The organism is Ruegeria sp. CDSA034, assembly GCF_059612275.1.
This window is the reverse complement of sequence record NZ_JBXWQH010000005.1, coordinates 80498-103827: the sequence shown is the minus strand read 5'-3', so window position 1 is coordinate 103827 and position 23330 is coordinate 80498. Positions and strand designations below refer to the sequence as shown.

26 protein-coding genes and 1 tRNA gene are annotated in these 23330 nt (G+C 52.7%); 8 read left to right on the top strand and 19 right to left on the bottom strand.

What is annotated here, in order from left to right:
• Nucleotides 1-5 precede the first annotated feature (5 nt).
• A complete protein-coding gene (locus AC2FLJ_RS11160) occupies nt 6-872 on the bottom strand; it encodes a cysteine hydrolase family protein (RefSeq protein WP_058282012.1) in 867 nt (288 codons plus the stop codon).
• Between the two features lie 161 nt (nt 873-1033).
• Entirely contained in the window at nt 1034-2044 is a 1011-nt protein-coding gene (locus AC2FLJ_RS11155; protein ID WP_496705825.1) for an AraC family transcriptional regulator, read from the bottom strand.
• A gap of 194 nt (nt 2045-2238) precedes the next feature.
• On the opposite strand from AC2FLJ_RS11155, the gene AC2FLJ_RS11150 reads away from it, so the two are divergent.
• The 6 genes from AC2FLJ_RS11150 (at nt 2239) to AC2FLJ_RS11125 (ending at nt 8221) form a co-directional block, all read left to right on the top strand.
• Complete coding sequence (locus AC2FLJ_RS11150) at nt 2239-3111, top strand: bile acid:sodium symporter family protein (protein ID WP_496705823.1); 873 nt, start codon at nt 2239-2241, stop codon at nt 3109-3111.
• Between the two features lie 863 nt (nt 3112-3974).
• Entirely contained in the window at nt 3975-4328 is a 354-nt protein-coding gene (locus AC2FLJ_RS11145; RefSeq protein WP_496696262.1) for a hypothetical protein, read from the top strand.
• Nucleotides 4329-5240: 912 nt separating this feature from the next.
• A complete protein-coding gene (locus AC2FLJ_RS11140) occupies nt 5241-6440 on the top strand; it encodes an N-acetyltransferase DgcN family protein (RefSeq protein WP_282119867.1) in 1200 nt (399 codons plus the stop codon).
• A complete protein-coding gene (locus AC2FLJ_RS11135) occupies nt 6437-7558 on the top strand; it encodes an alanine/ornithine racemase family PLP-dependent enzyme (RefSeq protein ID WP_496696258.1) in 1122 nt (373 codons plus the stop codon). The genes AC2FLJ_RS11140 and AC2FLJ_RS11135 overlap by 4 nt, the downstream gene beginning before the upstream one ends.
• 49 nt (nt 7559-7607) lie before the next feature.
• Nucleotides 7608-7820, top strand: coding sequence for a hypothetical protein (locus AC2FLJ_RS11130; RefSeq protein WP_472723088.1), 213 nt, complete (start codon nt 7608-7610; stop codon nt 7818-7820).
• 119 nt (nt 7821-7939) lie between these two features.
• On the top strand, nt 7940-8221 hold the full coding sequence (locus tag AC2FLJ_RS11125) for a hypothetical protein (RefSeq protein ID WP_176865828.1): 282 nt from the start codon (nt 7940-7942) through the stop codon (nt 8219-8221).
• 221 nt (nt 8222-8442) lie between these two features.
• On the opposite strand, the gene AC2FLJ_RS11120 is transcribed toward AC2FLJ_RS11125, so the two are convergent.
• The 9 genes from AC2FLJ_RS11120 to AC2FLJ_RS11080 form a co-directional block, all read right to left on the bottom strand.
• Entirely contained in the window at nt 8443-9387 is a 945-nt protein-coding gene (locus tag AC2FLJ_RS11120) for an aminotransferase class IV (protein ID WP_496705820.1), read from the bottom strand.
• Nucleotides 9388-9630: 243 nt separating this feature from the next.
• Entirely contained in the window at nt 9631-10218 is a 588-nt protein-coding gene (locus AC2FLJ_RS11115) for a hypothetical protein (RefSeq protein ID WP_496705818.1), read from the bottom strand.
• A gap of 13 nt (nt 10219-10231) precedes the next feature.
• Entirely contained in the window at nt 10232-10420 is a 189-nt protein-coding gene (locus AC2FLJ_RS11110) for a hypothetical protein (protein WP_496705816.1), read from the bottom strand.
• Nucleotides 10421-10422: 2 nt separating this feature from the next.
• Complete coding sequence (locus tag AC2FLJ_RS11105; RefSeq protein WP_496705814.1) at nt 10423-10908, bottom strand: hypothetical protein; 486 nt, start codon at nt 10906-10908, stop codon at nt 10423-10425.
• Complete coding sequence (locus AC2FLJ_RS11100) at nt 10901-11065, bottom strand: hypothetical protein (RefSeq protein ID WP_496705812.1); 165 nt, start codon at nt 11063-11065, stop codon at nt 10901-10903. Before AC2FLJ_RS11100 ends, AC2FLJ_RS11105 begins: the two co-directional genes overlap by 8 nt.
• On the bottom strand, nt 11058-12116 hold the full coding sequence (locus AC2FLJ_RS11095; protein WP_496705810.1) for a hypothetical protein: 1059 nt from the start codon (nt 12114-12116) through the stop codon (nt 11058-11060). Before AC2FLJ_RS11095 ends, AC2FLJ_RS11100 begins: the two co-directional genes overlap by 8 nt.
• Nucleotides 12117-12119: 3 nt before the next feature.
• Nucleotides 12120-12299: a hypothetical protein gene (locus tag AC2FLJ_RS11090; RefSeq protein WP_170334774.1), complete on the bottom strand. Its 180-nt coding sequence runs from the start codon at nt 12297-12299 to the stop codon at nt 12120-12122.
• The gene (locus tag AC2FLJ_RS11085; RefSeq protein ID WP_170334775.1) at nt 12299-12805 is read right to left on the bottom strand and encodes a hypothetical protein; all 507 of its coding nucleotides are present in this window, start codon (nt 12803-12805) and stop codon (nt 12299-12301) included. Before AC2FLJ_RS11085 ends, AC2FLJ_RS11090 begins: the two co-directional genes overlap by 1 nt.
• A gap of 19 nt (nt 12806-12824) precedes the next feature.
• Nucleotides 12825-12918: transfer RNA gene (locus tag AC2FLJ_RS11080), tRNA-OTHER, on the bottom strand.
• 465 nt (nt 12919-13383) lie between these two features.
• Between AC2FLJ_RS11080 and AC2FLJ_RS11075 the strand changes: the two genes are divergently transcribed.
• Nucleotides 13384-14358 (top strand): adenylate/guanylate cyclase domain-containing protein, encoded by a 975-nt coding sequence (locus tag AC2FLJ_RS11075; protein WP_496705808.1) that lies wholly within the window; start codon nt 13384-13386, stop codon nt 14356-14358.
• A gap of 85 nt (nt 14359-14443) precedes the next feature.
• On the opposite strand, the gene AC2FLJ_RS11070 is transcribed toward AC2FLJ_RS11075, so the two are convergent.
• The 6 genes from AC2FLJ_RS11070 to AC2FLJ_RS11045 form a co-directional block, all read right to left on the bottom strand.
• Nucleotides 14444-15895, bottom strand: a complete 1452-nt coding sequence (locus AC2FLJ_RS11070) for a DUF2779 domain-containing protein (RefSeq protein ID WP_496705806.1) — start codon at nt 15893-15895, stop codon at nt 14444-14446.
• Between the two features lie 129 nt (nt 15896-16024).
• Nucleotides 16025-16801, bottom strand: coding sequence for a 2-keto-4-pentenoate hydratase (locus AC2FLJ_RS11065; protein ID WP_170334779.1), 777 nt, complete (start codon nt 16799-16801; stop codon nt 16025-16027).
• A gap of 209 nt (nt 16802-17010) precedes the next feature.
• Nucleotides 17011-17370, bottom strand: coding sequence for a cysteine hydrolase family protein (locus tag AC2FLJ_RS11060; protein ID WP_496705942.1), 360 nt, complete (start codon nt 17368-17370; stop codon nt 17011-17013).
• Nucleotides 17289-17630, bottom strand: coding sequence for an isochorismatase family protein (locus tag AC2FLJ_RS11055; protein WP_496705804.1), 342 nt, complete (start codon nt 17628-17630; stop codon nt 17289-17291). Before AC2FLJ_RS11055 ends, AC2FLJ_RS11060 begins: the two co-directional genes overlap by 82 nt.
• A gap of 276 nt (nt 17631-17906) precedes the next feature.
• A complete protein-coding gene (locus AC2FLJ_RS11050) occupies nt 17907-18764 on the bottom strand; it encodes a DUF302 domain-containing protein (RefSeq protein ID WP_496705802.1) in 858 nt (285 codons plus the stop codon).
• 16 nt (nt 18765-18780) lie between these two features.
• Nucleotides 18781-19155, bottom strand: a complete 375-nt coding sequence (locus AC2FLJ_RS11045) for a DUF4345 domain-containing protein (protein ID WP_496705800.1) — start codon at nt 19153-19155, stop codon at nt 18781-18783.
• Between the two features lie 1018 nt (nt 19156-20173).
• Here AC2FLJ_RS11045 and AC2FLJ_RS11040 point away from each other — a divergent pair.
• Nucleotides 20174-20305: a hypothetical protein gene (locus AC2FLJ_RS11040; RefSeq protein ID WP_496705798.1), complete on the top strand. Its 132-nt coding sequence runs from the start codon at nt 20174-20176 to the stop codon at nt 20303-20305.
• Nucleotides 20306-20610: 305 nt separating this feature from the next.
• On the opposite strand, the gene AC2FLJ_RS11035 is transcribed toward AC2FLJ_RS11040, so the two are convergent.
• Both AC2FLJ_RS11035 and AC2FLJ_RS11030 read right to left on the bottom strand, forming a co-directional pair.
• Complete coding sequence (locus AC2FLJ_RS11035) at nt 20611-22155, bottom strand: ShlB/FhaC/HecB family hemolysin secretion/activation protein (RefSeq protein WP_170334787.1); 1545 nt, start codon at nt 22153-22155, stop codon at nt 20611-20613.
• Between the two features lie 219 nt (nt 22156-22374).
• Nucleotides 22375-23307: an SdiA-regulated domain-containing protein gene (locus AC2FLJ_RS11030; protein ID WP_170334789.1), complete on the bottom strand. Its 933-nt coding sequence runs from the start codon at nt 23305-23307 to the stop codon at nt 22375-22377.
• Between the last annotated feature and the right edge of the window lie 23 nt (nt 23308-23330).

Here is a 23330-nt window from a genome sequence, read left to right as displayed (position 1 = left end):
TTGGGTCAGGCCGATTGGCCAATGCGCTCAACCGCGTCGTCGGTCCACCAGACGCCGTTGGCGACCATGCGGAAGTTGATGATGGCGGCGAGATACCCGTCACCTTCAGGCACCTTGGCCCCGGCTGTGGCATCGCGAACGACAGCGACTTCGTAGCCCAGCTCCAGCAGCTCGTAGAGATGCGCCTGCGTACACAGGTTCGCCGACATCCCCGCGAGGATCACCTTGTCGATCTTGCGTTTACGCAATTGCAGGTTCAGGTCATTCTGAGCAGGGCTGTAAACCTTGTGTGGCGAGCAAATGATGGTTTCGCCATCCTCGATGTACTTCTTGTATTGCGGCATCCAGTCGGCACCTGAGCCCTCGAAGTTGTCCAAATTGAGCGGTCCCAGGCGGTCAAACATGCCGATGCTGTGCATCGTCGCTTCCAGAGTGCCCTCGAACTCCCATTTGTGGTCATGTGGGTAGTAATAGTGGGGCGAGATGAAGACCGGCATCCCCGCAGCCTTGGCGGCAATGAAAAGCCGTTCGATATTGTCGACCGTGCCCTGTTCGGTCACGCTTTCGCCAACGACGCCCCACGTCACACCGTCCTCTGACAAAAAATCAATCTGGGGGTCGGTCACCACAAGCGCGGTACGCCCCGGCTCGATGGTCATGTCGATTTGGGGAAGGCCTGGATTTTCCGGGTCAGCATAGTAGGCGCGTGCTTCGTCGGTCGCGGCAAGGGCCTGCCCGCCAGCCACTATTGTTGTACCTGCCGCGGCCGCACCGGCGGCTTGTTGCAAGAGTCGCCGGCGCGCCATATCAACGCGTTCGGGCGTGACGTCGCAAGCGCAGCTTGCTCCATGTTTGTGGTCATGATTGCTCATTGCAAATTTCCTTTGTCTGAAAGGGGCAAATGGGTTTGCTTTACTCGGCAGCGCCCCAGGTGGATCTGACAAAGAAGAAGTTATGCACCACATCGATTGAGGTATCGGCCCGCCCTGCCAAGGTTTTGGCCGAACCTGCCATGTGGTCTTGAGGTGTGTGCCTAGTCGGAGGTCGCTTGCTGCCTGAATCGTGCCGGAGCCTGGCCAACCCAGCGCTTGAAGGCGCGGGTGAACGTGCTCTGTTCCGAAAACCCGGTCATAAAGGCGATCTCGGCTATGGAAGCCTTACCGTCACGGAGCAGGTCACGAGCAAGTGCAACTTGTGCCTGACCAAGAACGTCGCGATAGGTCAGCCCTTCCTCGGCCAACCTGCGGTAAAGCGTGCGCTCGCTCATTCCCATCTCTTGTGCGACATGCGCTGCTTGCGGCGCGCCGTTACTCAGGGCCGGTGTAAGCCGGTGGACAATTGCTTGGCTCAGTGAGGTGTCGTCATCGCGAGAGTTGAACTCCTCATCCAGGTGCTTCGTCATGAAATCTGACAAGCCCGGATCGCCAAGACGATTTTCGCTTTCCAGCATAGCAGGGCGCATAGCAATGGCGTTGTGGGCGCTCCCAAATCGAACCGGGCACCCGAAATATTCGGCGTAACGCTCTGGTTCTTGTCTGCATGGATGCTGAAACGTGACATATGCGAGCGACAACCCATCACCCACAAACCGATGCATGTTCCTCGCAAAGGCCGCAAGCGCGCATTCGTTGCGCAGCTCCAAGGCAGCGCGATGTGATGTTTGTCCCTCAAAAATCCAAAGGACCGGATCGCCGGTTTCATCAAGTCTGTAAACTGCGGTGTCCGTTACGAGACGAAAATAACGCTCGATCCGTTGCAAAGATTGCCGCAAGGTCGGAGCTGTCTTTACGGCTAGGCCAAGGACGCCGAGATCATCGGTCGCAATCGCGTTCGCATAGGCCTCAACCAACGCGGCCTCGTCCGCTTGTTGCGCACGAATCCAATCGATCAGATCGAAATACGCATCATCCGCCAATTGGCCGTCTTGAGCTTCTGGTAGACGCAGCACGACAGCGCCATTCGAAATCAGGGCGCCATCGTCGTTTAGCGTCATCCCGGCGGCGTTGGCCATCGCGCGGGCGAATGCGTAAGTTACACTTGCCATACAGTGAGATTAGCACTGGAAAGCTCTTTCACGCCAGATCGTCCAACCCTGTGATAGGAATAATAAATAGAGACAGCCTCGATCTTCGGGCGCTTGAGGATAAATGCGCCAAACTGATAACACTCGTCATCAGGTTTTCTGAACGGTATCGTCCGAAAGCGTGCGGAAGCATGCAGCCATAGAGGTCATGGTAGATGGGCGAAATTTTCATATCTGTGCTGCTGCCGCTCGCAGTTGTTGTCATCATGTTCTGCCTTGGCCTCGGACTCACAGCGGCTGACTTTCAACGCATCGGACGACGTCCACGGGCCTTTTGCGTCGGCGCTCTCAACCAGATCATTTTGCTGCCTTGCATCGCTTTGATGGTGACTTTTATCTTTGGGATTTCCGCTGAGGCAGCCGTTGGCATCATGATTTTAGCGGCCTGTCCGGGCGGGGCGATCAGTAACATCGTGACCAAGCTTTCGAATTGGGATGTCGCTTTGTCCGTTACTCTTACAGCAGTCTTCAGTCTGACTTGTGTCGTTACCGTACCGCTCATCCTGGGGTTTTCGATGCAGATGTTCATTGGGGCAACGGCGCCCGCTATCGACATTTCTTCGACGGCTTTAGCAATGTTTTTTTTAACAGCTTCACCGATCCTAGCCGGGGTGATCGCGCGATCCTTGGCGCCGCGAATTGTAGCTGCGGTCGAACCAATCTTTAGCAAGGTCTCTATGCTACTTTTTGCGATGGTCATCGGAGGCGCTATCATTTCAAACTGGGTGGTGGTCGCGGAAAACTACCTTAGGCTTGGACCCGCACTTTTTGTTGTAGGTGCGTCACTCACGTTTATTGGCATCATGAGTTCAGGGATGCTCGGATGCACAGACATCGAGGCGAAGACGATTTCAATTGAGACCGGCGTTCAAAACGGAGCTTTGGGAATCGCAATTGCCACTTTGCTGTTGCCTAACACCAATGGGTTAAGCGAATATGCCATACCATCCGCAATTTATAGCGTGGTCTGGATCGTAACAATGTTGCCTGTCTTCGCCCTCCTTGCGCGAAGAAGCCCAATTTCATGATCCTGACGCCTATTCTCTAGCTTTGGTTATGCGCTGAGCCAAGCCCCTTTGTTTCCATGCCAGAGCGCCGTCTGGTCAAAGAGCGATCAAGGAGCTCCAAAGCCCGTTGTGGAACGGCCGCTTTGGCGATTTTCCCTGTTGAAGGGAAGAGCTGTTGCTGCCAGTGCGGTGGATCCTGCGTCAGCGAAGGTGTAGACGCTAAGGTCAGTTTTGTCCGCAAGTCGGAATTGCAAAGTCTTGGATTAAGTGTCCGGATTGGGCTGGACCTGCCAAACATGCAAGCCGCGGAGAATGGCCGCATCGAGCCCAAACTACATGTTTCTGTGATGCAGCGAATGTCGGCTTCAGAGTGGCATACTAAGAAGGTTGCATAAGTGGCTACGGATTTGCCTATACACAAGGCGAAGGCTGGGTTGTAACCAATTCTTTCATCTGTATCGGGGCCGTGAAATAAGCGTTAAGCCCATGAACGTTGTAATACCGTCGCCAAGTGGTTATATACACCCCACTAAGGTTCTGGTTTTCTGCGGCCTAGGCGTATCGCCTGCCAGAGTAAACTAAGTTCTTCCATCATGAAAATTCAGCTGTCACGTCCTCTACTTGGATCTGATGTTTTGGGAAGGTTGCCGATGTTTTCGCGCACAACCACATCGCTTGTGACGTTTGTTGATCCGTTGTGGTGATCAGACGCACCGATGGTTTGCCAAAGAACCACAACGCAACTGTTGATCAAACGAGCTTCCGGTAGGCCCGAACTGCGCCTATCGGTCATCGCGGCTTGGGAATGGCTCAAGCGCGAGAATAAGAATGCGCAAAAAGACACAAAACAGCGCGGCGGCGCTTTCTCCGCCAGAGGATCCAAAATGACATTTCCAGAATGGACGAAACCAGGCATCTACGGTGCGTTGTGTGGTGCGATTGCGGTCTCAATCCTTGGCTTTACCTGGGGCGGTTGGACAACCAGCGGCAGCGCTCAAGAATTGGCGAAGGACCATGCAAGCGAAGAAGTGACGCTCGCGATGGTGCCGGTTTGCCTGAACAGGTCAGCGGCCGACCCCAGGCGCGAAGAAATAATCGTAACCCTCCAAGAGGCCTCTGGCTTCAATCGCCGCAAAGCTATGATGGATACGGGTTGGGCTACGCTGCCGGGGTCGGAAACGCCAAGCCGTGACCTTGCAGATGCCTGTATCGCGGGGCTTGAGCTGGATGGATCATAAATCAAAGGCGATGCCGCAACTCTGTCAGGCGATCTGGGGAGCGCATCTGTCACCAGGCATTCAGATGATTGCGGTTCTGATTGTGCTCCCAATCTGTGCTCTGCTTCTGTCTTCAACGCCTGCATATGCTCAATCCACATCGCAACCTGTGCCTGAAAATGCCACTGCAAAGAGCTACGGTGACGGCTGGAAATGTAACGCCGGGTATAGGCTGAGAGGCGATGTCTGCGCCGTTGTCATAGTGCCAGCAAATGCGTATCCGACCAACCGCACCTATGGCTCTGGTTGGGAATGTCTTCATGGTTTTCGCAAGACCGATGATACGGCCTGTGTTGCGGTGATTGTACCTGATGGCGGATTTCTTGGCCCATCAGGTGAGCGCTGGCATTGCTCGCGGGGTTTTCACAAAGTTGACGACGCGTGCCTAGAAATTGTCGTGCCCGCAAACGCTTATCTGGCCGCTACTACCTATGGGCCAGCATGGAAATGCAAACGGGGGTTCGAAGCATCGGACGACCTTTGCGTCGCCATTGAAGTCCCGGCCAACGCGTATCTGAATTCATCAGGATACGGCCGACCCTGGACATGCGAACGTGGATACTTTGTACAGGATGGATCGTGCGCGCCCGTTGTGATCCCTAAACATGCCTACTTTGACGATTCAGACTACGGCACGGGATGGAAGTGCGAGCGGGGATACGCAGCCTCAGGTGCGATCTGCGAAATAATAGACCTTCCTGCGAATGCCCATCTAGGAAGGTCCGGAAACCGTTGGGAATGCAATAAGAATTTCAAGCTGTCTAAAGGTCTGTGCGTTCTCAATAACTGAGCGCGCGGCACGACAATTTCGACTTAAATACCCGATGGTAACGGCAGCGTTGCCTTCGGCGTCGACCACAAAAAGGAAACATCATGAAAACCGACTTTAGCGCGGCTAACACTATCCGTCGCCCCGTCAGCGGTGCACAAGCGCCGCCATCGACCAGCGATAAACCCGTAAGATCGACCTCTGCCACTCAGATCGTCTTGCCGCCAACTGCGATTATCTATTGCCAAGGTAACTTCGCCAACATTGATGGCAAAACTGCAAATGGCCTTGTTCGTCATTCACAGGCCTACAGGATCCTGTCTGTCATTGATGGCAACCACGACGGCGAAGACAGTGGGCGGGTTCTTGACGATGCAGTAAACCACATTCCGATCTTCAAAAGCTTGGACGCTGCTGTCGCCCATGAAACCGTCATCCCAGATACCCTCATTTACGGGATGGCACCCTCTACGGGGAGACTCTCATCGACAGATCGCGACGTTGTTCTCGACGCGATTTCACTTGGTATGAACATCGTCAGTGGATTGCATGAGTATTTGAGCGATGATCTCGAAATCGCGTCTTTTGCAGTCGAACGCAAAGTCACCATTCGAGATATTCGAAAACCTAAACCCAGCAAGGATATGCGTCTGTTCGATGGAAGTATTGCAGGTGTGAAGGCACTGCGCATAGCGATTCTTGGAACCGATTGCGCCATTGGAAAACGGACAACAGCGACCGTATTGGCCCGCGCCTTGAATGCAAGGGGCATCAAGACTGTTCTTGTTGGTACGGGCCAAACGGGTTTGATGCAGGGCGCAAAATTTGGAGTGGCAATGGATGCCGTGCCGCCGCAGTTCTGTTGCGGCGAGCTTGAAGGTGCGATTGTTGACGCTTCCGAGGCTGAACAACCCGATGTCATTTTGATTGAAGGTCAAGGAGCGTTGAGCCATCCGGCGTTCTGCACATCCGCCTTTATCCTGCGGGGCAGCCAGCCGGACGCCGTGATCCTTCAACACGCTCCAAAGCGCGCGCATCGCTGTGATTTTCCCAATATGTCAATGCCCAAGCCTGCAAGTGAGATTGCCCTCATCGAAGCGTTTGCTGACACAAAAGTCATCGGCGTCACGCTCAATCACGAGGGGATGTCTGAGGCCGAGATTACCGACACTATCGCCGCACAGTCACAAATGCTCGGGTTACCCGTAACGGATGTGCTCAGCCGGCCGGCATCGCATTTGCTTGCAATGGTTGTCGCCGCCTATCCTGGGTTGCATCAACCCACGCCTGTGGCTGCGATATGAGTACACCCCGCATTGAGGTGCATCTGAGCAAGATACGCCACAATGCAAAGACTGTGATCGGGCGCCTCAAGACACGCGGCATCAGCGTCACCGGTGTGACCAAAGCGGTGTGCGGGCATCCAACCATCGCTCGGGCCATGCTGGACGGTGGCGCTGTGGGACTTGCAGAAGCGCGTCTTAGCAACGTTCGGAAGTTACGCAATGCGGGCATGACATGCCCGATCACCTTGATCCGTACACCAATGCTGAGCCAGGTCGATCAGGTCGTCCAGTACTGTGAGGCAAGCTACAACACAGAAATCCTCGTGATTACCGCTCTAGCCGCCGCCGCAATCCGGAAAGACTGCATTCACGGAATTATCCTGATGGTTGAGATGGGCGATCTGCGCGAAGGGATCATGCCAAAATACCTCGGCTCAATTGCACAGCAAGTGGTGGATATGCCAGGTGTCGCGCTGAAGGGCATCGGAGCGAATTTCGCTTGTCTGAGTGGAATTGCCCCGAATGCCGCAGACATGGGCGCCTTGTCTGCCCTGGCGAATGACACAGAGGGGCAGTGTGGTCCCTTCCTTCAGACGGTATCTGGCGGTAACTCGGCCAACCTTCCTTGGGCCCTGGGTGGACACCCAACTGGGCGCATCAACGATTTAAGGCTGGGGGAAGCAATACTTCTGGGCGTTGATCCGGTATCCGGAGATCAGATAGGTGGGATGTATACGGATGCCTTTACGCTTGTCGCCGAGGTCATTGAAACAGGGTCCAAACCTGCAACTCACCCTCAGAGCATCTGCGACCCGGTATTCAAAAGACTTCACCTTGTCCCAAAAAGTGGACAGAGCACACAATTGGTTCTCGCCATTGGCCAGCAAGATACGGACGTTTTCGGGCTTTCTATGCCCCCTGGAAATAGACTCATCGGTGCAACAAGCGATCATCTTGTCGTCGGCACTTACAATTCGACGCAGAGCGTGGGATCGGAAATGAGATTCCAAATGAACTATAGCGCGTTGATGAAAGCTATGTCCGCTCCTGACGTTAAGACAAAGCTGCTCCATCGCAGTCCTTCACGTCACGTGCGTGTCTCTCAAGGACCAGGCAATCACCTGGCATCAATATGAAATACTCAACTGATAAATGCGCCGTTGGAAACGGATAGGAGAATAACCATTGGCAAAGCCGAAAAAAGCAACCCTCTTCAATGCACACGTTCCCAAGGCGGAAACGCCGATGGAAAAAACAACGCGGGTCGTTCGGGAAATGGTCAACGAAGAAGCAGAGCAAAGACAGATTAAGAACGCCCGGCTTCGCAAAACTCGGCTCGAAAGGGATGCGAAGGCACCATCTGAAGCCAGTCCGCCGAAGCCCGCCAAAAAGCGGTGACAGGATCGTTGGCCCTTCCCTTCGCGCAACTTAATTGAGCGAAACACAAACAAAGCAGCTAGCGAGCCCTACTTTTCTCATGCATCAGTAGCGCCCGTACTCGTTTCAAGGATATTGCCATGACACTCTCAGATGAGAGCTCAGAAAAAGTTCACTACATCTGCCAAACATATGTGGAACAGAAGCCAGGACGCGGAGGGCAAGGAAGCCTGAAAATTGGCAAGCAATTTGAATACTCCACGGCAGCGGAGGCACAAAACAGAGCAGAAAGAGAAGCGCAATCCGACGATTGCGCTGGCGCCGATGCCTACATGGTCAGTGAAGATCCGAACAGTGGCGAAGTCGGGTCGCCAAGTTTCCTCATTAGGCTTGGCAACGTCCCGGAATTTGATGAGTTTTAGATATTTTGGACGTGGGTTTTGCAAAGAAACTGGGCCATGAATACCAGAAAAAACGGTCATTGGTGCAAGCGCAGCGAAAGCTACTTTTGTCCGCAGAGCGGTCATCAGTGAAAATTCTGCGAACGTCTGCACTGAGCCCATTTTGTCCGATGCCGCGCGGCGCGTAGGTGTCCGGTGTTGGCTACATTTCACCAGTGATACAATCAGATGCCAACTAACAGCTATTCATCATCTGGGTACTTTATAACAAACCTGTTGTTCTTTTCGTTGTGCATTTCCCAATAACGCTTGGTGATCTGACTTGTGATATGGCCGGGAGATCCAGCACCGATATTTTGTCCATTCACTTTGGTCACTGGCATGATCCCTCCGGCGGTTGAAGATATAAACACCTCGTCTGCACCCAGGAGATGGTCTTGGGGTATGTCGACGGCTGAGCAGTCAAATTCCAGGTCCGTGCAAATGTCGAAGACCGTCTGACGAGTGACTCCGAGAAGCACACCGAACCTTGGTGTTAGAACTCTTCCGTTGATGACGGCAAAAATATTGAACCCGGGCCCTTCAGACACGTTACCATTTGTATCAACAAGTATCGCCGTATCAGCACCGCGGTCGTAAGCCTCATAGAGGCCTTTCACCAGATCCAACCAATGATAGTTCTTCACTGTGGGGTCCACTGAATTTGGAGGAATGCGCACCAAGGATGATATTGCTGCATTGAGTCCATGCTTCATCTGCTCTGGATTGGCCACCGATCCAAACGGGATTGCGAACGCGATGAACTGATTGATGGCATCACGTGGATCCCGGCTGAATGTCGGAGACATGCCGCGAGTACAAATAAACTCGACGTACGAGTTCTTTAGTCCGGACAGTGCGACGCAATTGTGCAGTATCTCGGTAACCTGGTCTCGGTCATACTCAATCGACATATGCAGCTTTTCCAAACCTGCAAAAAACCGATCAAGGTGGCTTTCGAGTCGAAAGAAAGCTCCGCTCCAAACATGGACGACATCGTACGTCGCGTCGGAATGAAGTAGACCATAGTCCAGAACCGAAATCTTAGCTTCCGAAATCGGCAAATACTGCCCGTCCATGAAAGCCACGCCAGGAGGATATGTTTTAGGGTCAGAGTAATGCTCGGAGAGATTGGGTAAAACAGTCATGAATAGAAGCTACCGGAGTGCGGACTGAAATCGCAATGTCCGTTTTGGGCTGGTTGCGATCAACGATGCTCATCGTAGAGACTGGTGGTACATGGTTCCGCAGAGCAGTAATTGGGAAATGCTTATCCGGGGCGCTTTGCTTCCTAGCAGGAGAGGCGCTTAGAAGAAGCGCGCACTACTACAACGACAGTCGCCATAGACTTCTGATGTCAAATATTGGGCAATGGAGGCAGGTAAGCTGTACTAGCGGTCTGGGTCTGTATCGAGTTTGCCCCAGAGATCGTCAATCAGATCTGAGAAGCCATCGTTCGAGGCCTCCTTGGGCAGTAGACCAGCTCTTCGCCGGCGTTCGACCTCGGCCATTAGTTCTTCCTCTGTGACTGTCTCAAACACATCACATCGTAGAGCTTCAATCTCGTCCGCTGTCCACGACTCAAATTTGTCAGCGTAGAAGCCCAGGGAATACGGCTCGTCTTCAGAAATCTGTTTAACCACCGCATTCCAATCATCACTCTGGTTCGGTTCCTTTTCGACCCTCTCATCTAGTTCGCGGATAGACTTGCGGATCATCGGCAGCAGCTCTGCCTGAACGCTTTCTTCACCTACACCAGTCCCTGCAAGCCAAAGGTTCGCAATCTTGCGGACGAGCGCCCAAACCGTCAAATTTCGAGGGTGACCTTTAATCCGGCCGCCAAGGCCTTTTTCTTTAATGCCCAGCTGTTTAGCGGCCCGTTCGTTCATTCGGACATTGTAATCGGACACGTCCGCGAGTTCTGAATCGTTCTCAGCAATGGCTCGAGCGACCTCGTTTTCGCCGACATAGACAACCACCTTCAACATCCCGCTACCCCTTCCTTCGCCGGTTCATCACTCGGTCCAGGTGGCTGTAGTCCAGATCTCGCATGATCCTTTGCACTTGCTCTGGATCGACTTCGCGATCTTTTCCAGCGGTGTAGACGATGTGTCTGACATAGATCGCCAACGCGACAATGATCACGGCGGATAAGATCAAGCTGAAATGCTCGGCCCCCATCACTAAGTCTTCTTCCTTGGGTCTTCGATCCCGAGGTCGTCGAACACGTTGCCGCTACCATCAGTGATCTCGACATCATCGTCGTCAGTCACTAGATCCCAGCTGTTCTCCTTGACCCACTCATCCCGCCATTTGGGCGCATCGGGCGGACGCTGTGCAAAATCGGCGATTTGCTCGAAAATCATCTTGCGCAATGCTAGCCAGACTTCCGGACCCTCTTTGCGACGAGCTTGAAGCTCTGCGATCAAGTCATCCAGAGGAACATCCTGCAACGAGCGCCCGAAGATTTCTTTTACTGAATAAACTTCGCCTCTTTTGTTCTCAGCGATCCACTCGTCTGTCCACTCCGGAACCTCGTCGGGCTTTGGCACGACTTCCACCACGTGCTCTTGCACAACCTCCAGCAACGCTGGCCAAAACTCTTCATCCGCTTTCAAGCGCGCACGAATCTCGGTAATCAGGTCATCGCTAGTAAGTTTGTCACTCATCTGTCTTATCCTTCGGCACAGTAACCTTTCGTGCCCGGATCTCATCTGCGCTGATCGGCTTGGTTAGTTTCGCTCGACCGGCCGCGATTTCAGCTTCCAATAGCTTCAGCAAACGCATCGTCTCTTCGTCCACCTCAACGTCGTCGTCATCACCCATCAGACTTCTCCCGAGTACAGTAACAGTGAGAACAGAGCGCTTGAGACCTGTCGGTTGTCCGAACGACGTCACCAACGTGGCCACACTCTTCACACGTCACACCGGATCGAAATTCCATCCAGTCAGCGTACTCCTGAATGAGATCGTGGTATCGACTGAAACCGATGGAAATCTTGCCATCCTGGCCTTTCTTAATATCCGAGATCTGAATAGTTCCAGGGTCCAGTGCCCTGAAATCCTGACTGAAGGAAAGCTTGTGGAGTGCTTGCGAAATCACGACGAGCCAGCCCTTTCCGACAGCAGGAACAAGAGATGCGCAATCCCGAGAAACGAGGTCTGGATAGTTTTCCACAATGTCCAGCCTCAGGCTGTCGGGCCAGGATTCTTCGGCGCCCTCAAATCGCCGCCGCAGAGCATCATTGTAGCACCAGCTGCAAAGCGTCGTCACAAACCCAAGGATGCTCTGGCGTTGGGCAGAGTTAGAACAACCTTCACAGGTTTGCTCAATTTGATCGACACGCCATTGAATCTCTTCACTCGCAGCCTGGTTGCATCCCGGGCCCTCATAGACGCGCAAGCCTCCCCATTTCTGTTTGATCTGAACGATGGAGGGGTGTTCATCACCAAACAGGTCGGTCTGCTCGTCGATCAACCTCTTCACTTTCTCAAGTGCAAGCGTAAGCTGCTTCGCCCACCCGGCACGATGCTCACCAAGCTGCTTGAAGACGCTTCCATGAATATCGTTCCAGTCGACAACACTGCTCATCACTGACCTCCGGGCGCGCGCCTCTTTGAGATCGTGTGAAACCTCCGCCATAGCAGTCATCATACGGTCGACCACTTCGCGTTCATCACACTCGACATGCAGACCCTCGGTCGACCATGTGACGTCAGAGACGTGCGGAGCTGGGTAGTTGTGCGCCATCACCAAACGCATTTCTTCGGCGTACCAGGCGTCAAATGAGCGGAGATCATCTGGCGCTCCATGGTCCTCGATCACACCTCGGACCTTTTCCCGGAATTCCTTCCAGCTCTTTTCGATATCATCCATCAGTCACATTCTCCAGAACTTGGTCTTGTTGAGATGGAAGCCCCCTCTCGAGACTTGGCAAAGGGCAATCGGCGGGACATGACCTGTGGCCAGCGAGCCCGTATTCATGAGCTTCCGGGCGTAGTCCTCATCATCGTTGCCTTCCATAATTCTATTGAAGATCACCTGTTGTTCGGCGGTCATCACCAGTCCTTCTTCACGCACGCGGGGCACCGATTACGGTCATCCGTTCGGTCAATCTGGCCGTAATATCCGCAGACACCGCAGGTCATTCGATCTCGAATGGGCTTCTGTCGAACGCCAAAAAGCCTCTTCCTTTCAGGGTGGCGCTTGCTTGCGACTTCATGCGCGCACCAACAACACAGTGTAGTGTACCAGCCGTCCAACAGCTGGGTCTCGGCAGCGTTTGAGCATCGCTCACAGGTACGATTTGCTCGTGCAATCGTCGCAGCAATCATCGACTGGATGCATCGATCATCACACCTGTGGTAGATGCGGAGCTCTCCCAGCTTTTCCTTGATCTGGAGGATGAAGGGGTAGGTGGCATCCTTTAGATCGCAGTGTTCTTTGATCTCTGTGAAGAGCGTCGTGACCAAGCCGGACCACCCTTCGGGTGTGCGGCCGAGGTTCTTCTCGACCGACTGCTTGATGTCGTTGAAATCAATTGTGTTCGTGACGTCGTTCGCCATGTCTGACGCCTCCTGAGGATGGTAGGAGGCGTCGGAATCGAACCGACTCGTGCACTCTAATCTGGAGCAATTACAAGGATATAAGCCTCGCCCGCATACCAATGCTGCCTCCCACGGATTTCGCGTGGGTTATCGACCTCAGGCCGATATTCGATGGCAGTGGATGCGTGTGAACGTCATGTCCGCAAGCTGAACCAGTTCGTATAACCATGTCAAGACGGAGCGTGCGGCACTTAGAAATTCACCGCGTAGTTCTGGGAACCTTCTAGCATAGCGTGTGCCCGATACACTGATGCATCTTATTTTGCGGGTCAGTACAGCGTCGAGTAGCTCTCTGACGGCGAAACAATTCGATACCCTGTGATCCGGACTCGAACTCAGAAACTCCGTCGATAGTTCGCTCTGAACCGGCGCGCGCCTTTTGATCTGCGTCTGATGGGCTCTGTTCTGGAGAAATACAAAAGTCTTGATCTGACCAAACCTCAGCGGCAGCATTGACCTGCATATTTCGAAAAATGGAGATACCGATTGCAAGACCTTGCAAGTTTCAATCCATTTAGCGTCTCGAGTAATTTGTGATGATACGTTCCTCACCTGAATTGCTGGCGGTTTCGAGGCGTTGGTATGAAATACTCAGAACCAAGAAGAATACTGACGAGTTGCAGGATTTTCTGTCGCAAGCAGATGAACTAAGGTTCGTTGGCACAGGCGAAGGTGAGTTTTGGAGCGGGCAAGCAGTTCGCGATGGGGTTAGCGGATTTTTTGCGGAGATCCCGGCACCCGTGGTTTTCGAAGAAGTTGAAGCTGAGGCCTTCGAAAACGGAGAAACGGGATGGTCATCCTTCGTCCATAAGATTCAGTTTGTCGGCTTTGATGAAGCCGTCTTTTATCGCTCCGTCCTGATTTTTGTCCTTGAGGGAGCGGCCTGGAAGATCATCAATCGCCACGCTTCAGTGCCCACTCCAAATATTGAACTCGTGGGTAAAGAGCAGCTGGCCATCCAAAAACTGGTTGATGCTGCGCGTGAAGATGGACCCGAGCTGGTCCAAACCGAAGGTTTGGCTTCGGTACTTTTCACTGATGTGGAGGGCAGCACAACGTTGGCGGAGGCGTTGGGCGATCAGCGTTGGTCGGTGCTGATCGAAAACCACTTCCAAGTCTTGGCGGCGATCATTGAAAAGTATCATGGCCAGTTCGTGAAATCCCTTGGAGACGGAACGTTGTCCGTCTTTCCGTCCGCGAAAGAAGCACTAACGGCCGCTATCAAGATTCAGGGGGCCATTGCATCGGCTTCCGAGGAGCCATCTTTCGGTGTCCGGATTGGGATTCATACTGGTGATGTCGTGCAATCTCGTGGAGATTTTTTCGGTACGGTGGTCAATAAAGCGTCACGCATAACGACCGTTGGTGCGGCGGGCGAGATACTCGTTTCAGATGCGACTCGCGCCATGGTCGGAGGACGAACCGATTTCTCATTTTCTGAAATAGAACCAAGACTCCTGAAAGGTCTACGCGGCCACCACGTTTTGTATCGGCTGGATTGGCAAGATTAAGTGTTGGGGGCGCCGTAACTCCGGTAAATCGCCTAGTCTACTTGGGGAGCAGCACCGCAAGTTGTTTTGAGGTTCGCGGCACACCTCACATCGCCAGCAATTCGCGATGAATGGCGACCATTGCCCAAGTGTCGCGCGTACAATACGCAACGAGATCAGAATAGACCTTCTCGCGCGCTGGATCATCCGGTTCGGTCAGTGTAACGTCCTTCCAAAGGCGAGACGCGCTCGCCCCCTCTTTGATGTCCAGATCATCGTATGAAAGTTCTGGCAAAAACGCTGGAAGAACGGCCTTGATAGAGGCGCTTCCCTTGAACGCGGGATCGTTGATCACTTCATCCGCAAACGGCTTCATCAAATCTACAACACGAGCATTTAGGCCTTCCAGAAACTCAGCGTGCTCTGGATAAGTTTCCGCCATTTCCGTATTGCGCGATTTTTCGAACGGCGCATACCAAACCACTATTGAGCCGACGTCTCCCATGTCCTCACGAAGTCTGTTAAGTAAGGCTGGCATCGGATTACTGGCGTTTCGGTGGAGATACTCCCTGTGCTCTATTTCTCCGCCAGGCTGATGCTGGATATGCAAGGAATACTGGAAAGCGACTTGCTGATAGGGGCGCGTTCCGTTCCAAGGTGACAGCAAACTTTGAGACGTCTCGTAGTCAAAGTAATAAACCGGATAGACAATCTCGCTCAGAAACCTGCTCAACTCCTGATGATCGATAGTGCGTGCACCGTTCGCCAGAGCTCTCAAGTAGCGTTGCGTCGACTTGCCCAACACAGATGGATCACTGATCTCGTCAATCTTTGTGATCCCGTCTGCGATGAGTTCCGAGGCTTTTTCCGCATTCATGAACGGAAGGCGGTGGATACTGTCATGCGCGAGAGGTGGGTCGAGTTTTTCGCGGATCTCCAGCCATTCACCATAGGATTTAAGGCGCGCACTTTCAGGGGACGGATCAGGCATCGTACCGCTGGCAACGACGCTCAATGCCTGATCGATACGCGTGCGTGTTTTTTCGAGCTGCTCAGTCACCGCATCCGTGATGTCAGTGATGCTGACAAGCTCTTGCGGATTGATTTCGCCGTTTCTGACGTAATCACGGTTCACATGTGCCACTTCGCAGCGCGCAATGGGGAACCCCGCTGCCTCAAGCACGACACGCTGGAATGCGAGATCAAAAGTGTGTTCGGGCTTTGCAGATGTCCCGCTCTTGATCTCTGTCAGAACGTACCCATCGCCACTGCGGCTCACGATGTCGGAGATGCAAGTTATGGTTCCATCTTCATAGCGTCCCTGCGCCACTGCGTTTGCACCGTTTCTCCAAGCCTCCAAAGTACGCGCGGGCAGAGCCTGGTATTCTGAAAAATCTGAAAAACCGAGGCGAACGAGATCACCAAATAGCTCCTCAGCATATGGCTCAAACGCGTGCCCCTCGTCAAAACGCGCTTGCAATGAAGGGTCAATCGGCGGCAGCAGATGCCTGGCGTGTTTCTTGATCCATAGCCAGGCGGGGTGCCTGAGAAACATCATGTAATCTGATTTGGATAGCATCGTATAATTTGCATTCCAGAATTGATGAAATCAGTGGAAGACTATCGCGCCCAGCTATTGAGAGTAACTTTTCTTTGGTGAAGTAGGCGTCACAACTCTATTACAGCCTCATGTAAATCGCACCGACAGCTCGGTGTCCATGACACCACCAAAGCCCGCTGACCATTGTTCGCCCGGAAACACTGGCCATGCGTCTGTCAAAGTACCAGTTGTGACTAGCTCGCCTCCTTGAAGCTGGTCGGCGTCTGAGAGCAGAGAAATAAGATGAGCCAGGACTTCAATTGGGCCACCGAGCGCGTTTTCACCCTTGCCGGACTCGATGGCCTCGGTGCCCTTGAACAATGCTAGAGGCACTTCGGCCAAGCCGGTCAAGACATCATGCGTCGCCTCGATTTTGTCGCCAAGAACAAGGCAGCCGTGCAATCCTTGTGCTGCGATTGAGTCTTCGACCGAGAATTTCCAGTTGGGATAAATCGATTGAACAATTTCAAATCCCGGGGCAACCCAATCCACGCAACCTGCCAACTGCTCATTGTTCATTTCAGCCGTCGGCGCATCGCCGAGGCCAAGTACGATTTCTGGCTCGATTCTCGGTTCTGAATACCTTGCCAAGTTTACCGGCTGATCAGTCGAAAACAGCCCATCTGAGTGAACCTCTCCCCAAATGGGTTGATCTACGCCATAAACAGGCCAAATCGCGCGGTTCGTGAAGCCGACCTTCCGGCCAACTCTCTTTTTGCCCTGAAGCTCTCGGACGCGACTTGCAATCGAATAAGCATCATCCAGCGTTAGCTGTTCGGTCTCTGAAGACAGTTTAGATATCTGCTGGGCAGAGGTCAGGGCATCAGCGATTTTCTGAGCGTTAGCTTCAATATCTCTTGTCATATTCGCATTATACGGACCAAGGGCTGGATTACGATGCAATCCAGATTTTGAAGGTCTATAATCGAAAACTCAAAGGTTAGCACTGAAAGTGTTGATACCTTCTGCATCAAATGGGCTAGTCCAAGGCGTTCTGGCGACAAAAAAACTCCACCCGTTGCTGCACCCTAAAAATTATGCTCCCCAACTGGTACTAACAGTTCAATTGCAACTTAGAGCGACGAGATGGCATTGATCACTGCTTCTCGGTTCTGAACAGCGCCGGTTTGTAGATACTCCATAGCTTTGAGAGCAGCTTCATGGGCTTGGAAAGATGACCCGCCAACGCAATCTTCTACAACGCGGCAGAAGTAGTCTGATTGGTGGCCATCGACGAATGTGTAGTGTACACAAACATCTGTCAGCCCGCCGCACAACAAAAGTGTGTCCACCTTTAAACCGCGCAGCAGGATTTCGAAATCGGTTCCAAAAAACGCAGAATACCGTCGCTTCAGGACGATGTAATCACCTTTGCGATATCCCATCTCATCTTTTGCAACTTCCGTTCTTGGATCACCTTCGAGACAGTGTATGTCTTCGTCACCATCCAGCCACGGCCGAAGTCTATCCTATCGGGACGATGGATTTCCTGAACGAAGATGACGGGCACATTGTTGTCATGCGCGGCGTCAACCAAATCGCGCGCAGCGATCATGCGCTCTTTGTAACCCGGCATGTTGTCAATGGAGCGCACTTCGCTGTCATCAATAAACGTGCTCTTTTGAATGTCGATTAAGATCAGGGCAGGTCTACCCTCGATCAGTTTCTTGGCTGGTTTGGTTTTGGTTGTCACGTTCGACCTCTAATCTGCCAGGTCGTCCTGAAGATACGCCGGTAATTAGCCGGGTCGTCCCAGCGGGCAGATCAATTTTGACTAAATGTGCAACTGAGTATGGTCAAGGCCGTGCTGCGTTGTTTTGGAATGAAAACTGTATACTCGCGCCCAGGGCAACATTGCCCGCAAATTGCCGTTAGGGGTTAAGTGTAGCGATGGTCTGTACCCAGCCCAGAATGGGCAGCTAAATACGGAATATAGCAATTCAGAAAAATTGTGACTTCCGACCAGCGGCTACTCAATTGCAGTGCGAAATGTTGAGGTAAGCCGTTTGTTCAAACCGTAATGAGGTTCGGCTGAAGAACCGTAGTGCAATTCCGCCAATGCAGCGATGTCATTGAAAATCACTACGGAGCCGCCTTCTTCATTCGCGTAAACTAGTAGTTTTTGGCAAAAGGCATCCAAACCAATTGCCGGAAAGCCCGCCATTGCCACGCCACCGGGTGCTGGTCCGCCGAACAGTAAAAGTACCGCCTCTGGCAGCTCCACCCCCAGCTGGGACGCTTCGGTCGTAAAATCGATTTCGGCAAACCAGACTGTATCGTCCTGTCCCATCACAGCTGTCCTGAGACGTTCCACTGCCTTGGACACACTGAGCTCAGATCGCAATTCGATGATGCCATAGTTCGCAATTAATCCTTTGGTCGGCGCCGGTGCTGCATCCAAGTCGTTCAGGACTTCGAGCAACTTGTTCTCAAATGCATTCAACGCTTGGGTGTTACCTAGATCATGCCGAACTTTGAGAAACTGAGAGTCTGTGTATGCGATCTGCGGACGGCCATCCTGATCGAATGAAAGAACTCGAAAAGGAAGGTCCAGCCCTGCACGCACGTTCTCTTCCAGAATTGGTGTGTTTATCTCTGGATCAGAGAAAATGAGCACGCGAGATGCTGGCATTTCTACGCCTTCGGCTTTGGCCAGGCGCGCGTGATCTATCGATGCGATTGGAGTAGTTCCCGCTTCGGCAACGGCAGTCTCAAGCCTTAAGAAGTTTTCGTCCACCGCAGTCTGGGCAGATGAAGATTGTGCAAAAGCGGATGTCGAAACTGATAGAGTTGCAATCATCGAGAAAACAAAGTCAAACCTCACCATTTTACCACTTCCTATTTCACCGTACTTTTTTCAGGGAAACCGCCGCCAGAGCCACAAAAGCTACCTCGGCCGCAAGGAAAAAGAGAAGTATCCCGTTCGGAACTCCATCAATAAGAATGCTTAGTATGCGTCCAACGGCTAGTCCTGACATAAACAAAAATAGAACCCACAGCGCAGGGCGCTGTAATTCTGGTTTCGAAGCGGCCACCAACCAGAACAACGCGTTTGCCAGATAAAGACCCATAATCGCTCGGAACACGTGGGTTTGGTTCGTCCCTTCCACCGGAAATCCCAGCAAAACTGGAATCGAACTGCCGGGCATCAGACCGTAAGATAACGCAATTGGCACGAGGCCGACGGCAGCAAGCAGAAGGACCAATCTAGCACTCATGGAGGACTCCTTCTCGTAGAGGTTTCGCTTTTTTGCGAAATTCCTAGTCGGTTTTTTGGGGCATCCGATGATCCGTGCCGGATGCCCAAACAGCACTCAGAAAGGCATATTGTATGTCTCATTAACCTTCTGAGAGATGACACCTTCGGTTGATGTCTATTCTTCAACTTAACCTTGGTTGGAAACCAGCTTCCCACTCGGAAGAATTCCTCTAAGGCTTCAAGATGTGCCTGGCGCTACTGCTGCTTTCGTTTGACCGAAATAATGCAGCCAGAGTGTTTTGGATGCCGAGCAGGTACATCCCGTGCCATTGCGTCCACGTTTCCGAGGTGCCGCAACGCTCCGTTGTTCAGCAACACGCCTCGTCCAGCATCATACCGGCGCTGTCCAAATCCGCTGGCTACGCATTCCCAGTCTTCCTTGGCTGCCGCGTCGCGGAATCTCGGTAGGTCGTGCGGGTCATGTCGTCCAGGTGTTGCTGCGACGTGATCGTGTTTCTTCGCATTGCTTTGGTGGGTTAAATGGTGGGTCACTTGTGTTGTGCCAGGTTGCTGGACAGTACCGGTTGTCGGCCTCGGCTTAGGGCGCATGATTGTCACGACGCCTTGTGGTTTCGGATGTCCTGGGACTGCCACGTGAGTTGCCGTAGGTTTTGGTGTCAACTGTGGAACCTGACCAGGAACCGCCGTGGGAACCTGATTGGGGGTTGCGGTTGGGACAAGCGGTGGTGTCGCCGTAGTACCGCTGGGTTGCGGAACACGGCCGGGCACTGCGACCGGAATCTGGTTTGGTGTTGCAGTCGGGACGAGCGGTGGCACAGCAGTTTGTCCAGTGGGCTGAGGTGGGACCTGACCAGGAACTGCGACTGGTATTTGGTTTGGTGTTGCGGTGGGCACAAGTGGCGGCACCGCTGTTGGGCCGGTGGGTTGAGGCGGAACCTGGCCAGGGGTAGCGACCGGAACTTGATTGGGAGTTGCAGTCGGAACTTGCGGGGGCACCGCGGTGGGACCAGTAGCCAATGGCGGAACCTGATTTGGAACAGCTGTCGGAACCCGGTTTGGTGTCGCGTTTGGTGCCAGAGGCGGAGTTAGGGTCGGCGCTACTACCGGCGTGGGAACCTGACCAGGAACCGCTATTGGTGTCGCAATAGGAACCTGACCGGGAATTGCGTTCGGGACCGCGCCCGGCGCAAGGACTGGAACAGTAACGGACGTGGGCGTTTGCTGCGTTCCCTTAGGCGGCAACTGATTTGCCACCGGCTGAGTTGGGCCAGTAACTTGATTACCTGCCCCTTGCCCACCAGCCTGCCCGCATCCTTGGCTCGACTGGTGTGGGTTCCCTACGCCTCGGCACCACCCGTAGTGATTTCCGCGGGCAAAGACCTGAGTAGCGGCCAGTTCTGCAATTAGACAAGTTGCGGTAAGTACAGCAATTCGGTTCAGTTTCATAACATCCTCACCAACTTGTTGTCAGAGCAAGATACGCGCCAGGATCGCCAGAGTCGGTCAAAGGGCCGTCTCTCAAAGGGACACCGACATATCCGGACAGGAATAGATTTTGCTTAAACTCAATGTCCAACCCGAGACCTGTCGATGCCAGTGTAGCATTGTCAACTTCAAAACTCGCAGGGTCATTGTTCGAGATGTAACCCACGTCGAAAAAGGCAAAGGGTGTTAAGCGATGGATGCTCTGGGAACTGGGGAAGTAGGAATGAGACACTTCGAAAATCGCGGAAATCCCGGAATCACCATCCACTTCGTCAAAACGATATCCGCGCAAAGCGTAGCGATCACCAAGGAAGTACTCTTCGACAGAGGGCAGCCGGTCTGTTGTGTACTGCCCCCAGATCTCGGTGCGCCAAGCTGTGTTGGGCGACAAGCCCGTTAGTGGGCTTTCGTATCCGATGCCGCCTCGTAGATGCCAGAACGAAGAGTCCCCGTCGTCAAAATTCGCGTCTGTCGTTTCATTGTCATTATCGCCAAAAGATAAGGTTAGCCCCGCTTCCAGAGCTTGTCCCTTTGGATAGTTTTGCCCGTAAAGATAAGTAAGGCCAACGACACTCGCGTCACTGGATAATGGAACGCCGCCACTGACTGAGTCCGCTTTTGAAAGGCGATAATCCAGCAGAAAGTATCCATATCGGGCTACATCTCGGATTACGGGGTAACCCATCGCGACGGTGAAGTTTTCGCCGTCAATATCTGTTCTAGCAAAATTTCCTGAGAGGTCACGTTTTGCGTTTATGTTCCCGTAGAAGATCTCACCGTACAGACCATTGCTGTTCAGCGGGGTGCGATAGGTAAGAGCGCCCCATAAAGAGTGTTCATCGTCTTTGTCCCAATTGTAATTGCCTGAACCCTCAAATCGCAGCAGATCCCCAACGGTCAGTGTCGAATAAAACTCTTGTACGACATAGAAACTGAGCGCCTCCCCAAGCTCACGCGGAGGGTTGTCTAGTGTCGCACTACCGGCTTGTTTGCGCAGAGGTTCTCCCAATACTCTCAGCCGAGCACCAGCCTGATCCGGGTAATCAAGTTCGGTCGACACGTCCAAATCGGGTATGTCCTCGGCTAGCATAACCGCCCGCTCAAATCGTTTGAGAGTTATTGGATATGCGGTGGTGAGGGGCTGAAAAATCTTCTCTAGTGTTTGGAACGTGCGAGTATCTACGCCTTCAATTTCGATGGTTTGAATGCGCCCTTCATCAACAATTATGCTCTGCCCATCGGGACCGGGCCAGGCCTCAGCCAAAAAGTAACCGTCTTCTCGGTAGATCTGAGTAATCGTTGATGCGACCTCCACCGCTGTGATGCGCCCAGACCGATTGAAGGCCAATTGACCGGCAAAAGTTAACAGCTCATCCGCATCATACACCGTTACGCCGCTGACCGAGTGCTGGGACGCGATGTCCCAGGTTTGGGCAATGCTACTTCTTGGAACTGATGCAGTGGCCACAAGAGTGCAAATGATCGCAAAAACAACTGAGCTGAATACGCGCATTTTTGACAACCTTAAAGTGACTGAGCATGTTGAAGTCCAATGTTATTATGTGGTTCGCATGTGTGAACCTGACGCTACTCGAATATATTGATGGGTGATGTTTTTAAGAAACACAGTGAACAGAACGCAGATTTACTTAATATGCCGCACATACGACGGCGCTCAATTACACAACCCGGCTTTTCAACAAGTTAGAGTAGAGAACTAGTAGAACAGTCCTCACAATTCCGGTTGCTCAAAAACATAAAGCCGCGATTTCTTGGCATCGTCTGTCAGGATATAGAGAAGCCCTCTGGTTTCATCGAGGGCGATCCCTTCGGGATGTTTAACTTCTTTTTGTTTTCCATCTTCTGTGAACGTCAAACTGATAGACTTTACGGACTTGGACTCTGGATTGTAGACGAAGATCTGACGGCTTTTGTCACTCACAATCCAAAGAGAACGCGAGGACCGGGACCATGTCAGGCCACTCAAATCCAGTTCATCATCATCTACACGCTCGGAGATAAAACCTGCATCGCGGGCTAAAGGAATGATCTCAATAATTTCGTCTAGCTCTGGCGATAACACCATTAACAACCTTGGTTGTCCCTCAATGCCAACGAAGACCCGCCCGGATTCCGGGTCAACGGCGATGCCTTCGGGTCCCTTGTTCAATGGGTTGCCGACGAGTGATGCAGCGGCGGTCGGGTAACCTTTAAGAGATGCGAGAGGTATTGTCGTCAGTTGAATGGGGTCAGTTGGGTGAACGACTAGGATTGATCGGTCAGTTTCTTGAAGCACCAAAACAGACCCATCTTTTCGAGGTGCAACACCCTCCAAATCTGATCCTGCCAATGCTGGTAACTTGAAAGAGTTTCCTAATACCCCGTCGACTCCGAGTAGGTGCAGTTTAGGTTCGGCATCACTTACAGACCACAAGAAGCCTTCAGCGTTAGACATTGCCAAACCGGAAGGCTCTGAAAATCCCTCTGATTTGTCTGCCACCTTGAATTTATCGACCAGAACCAAACCAGCACTTTCAGCGTAGGCAAAATCGGTCCAAGGCAAGAAGGCTGCCGCAACCAAGCTGGCCGTAAAAGCGAGTCGTCTAAGTTTGCAGAAACACCGTGAAATTTCAGCTTTTGACGAAAACACTCTGTTTTCTGTCATTGGATTCTCTCGCGCTTGGACCA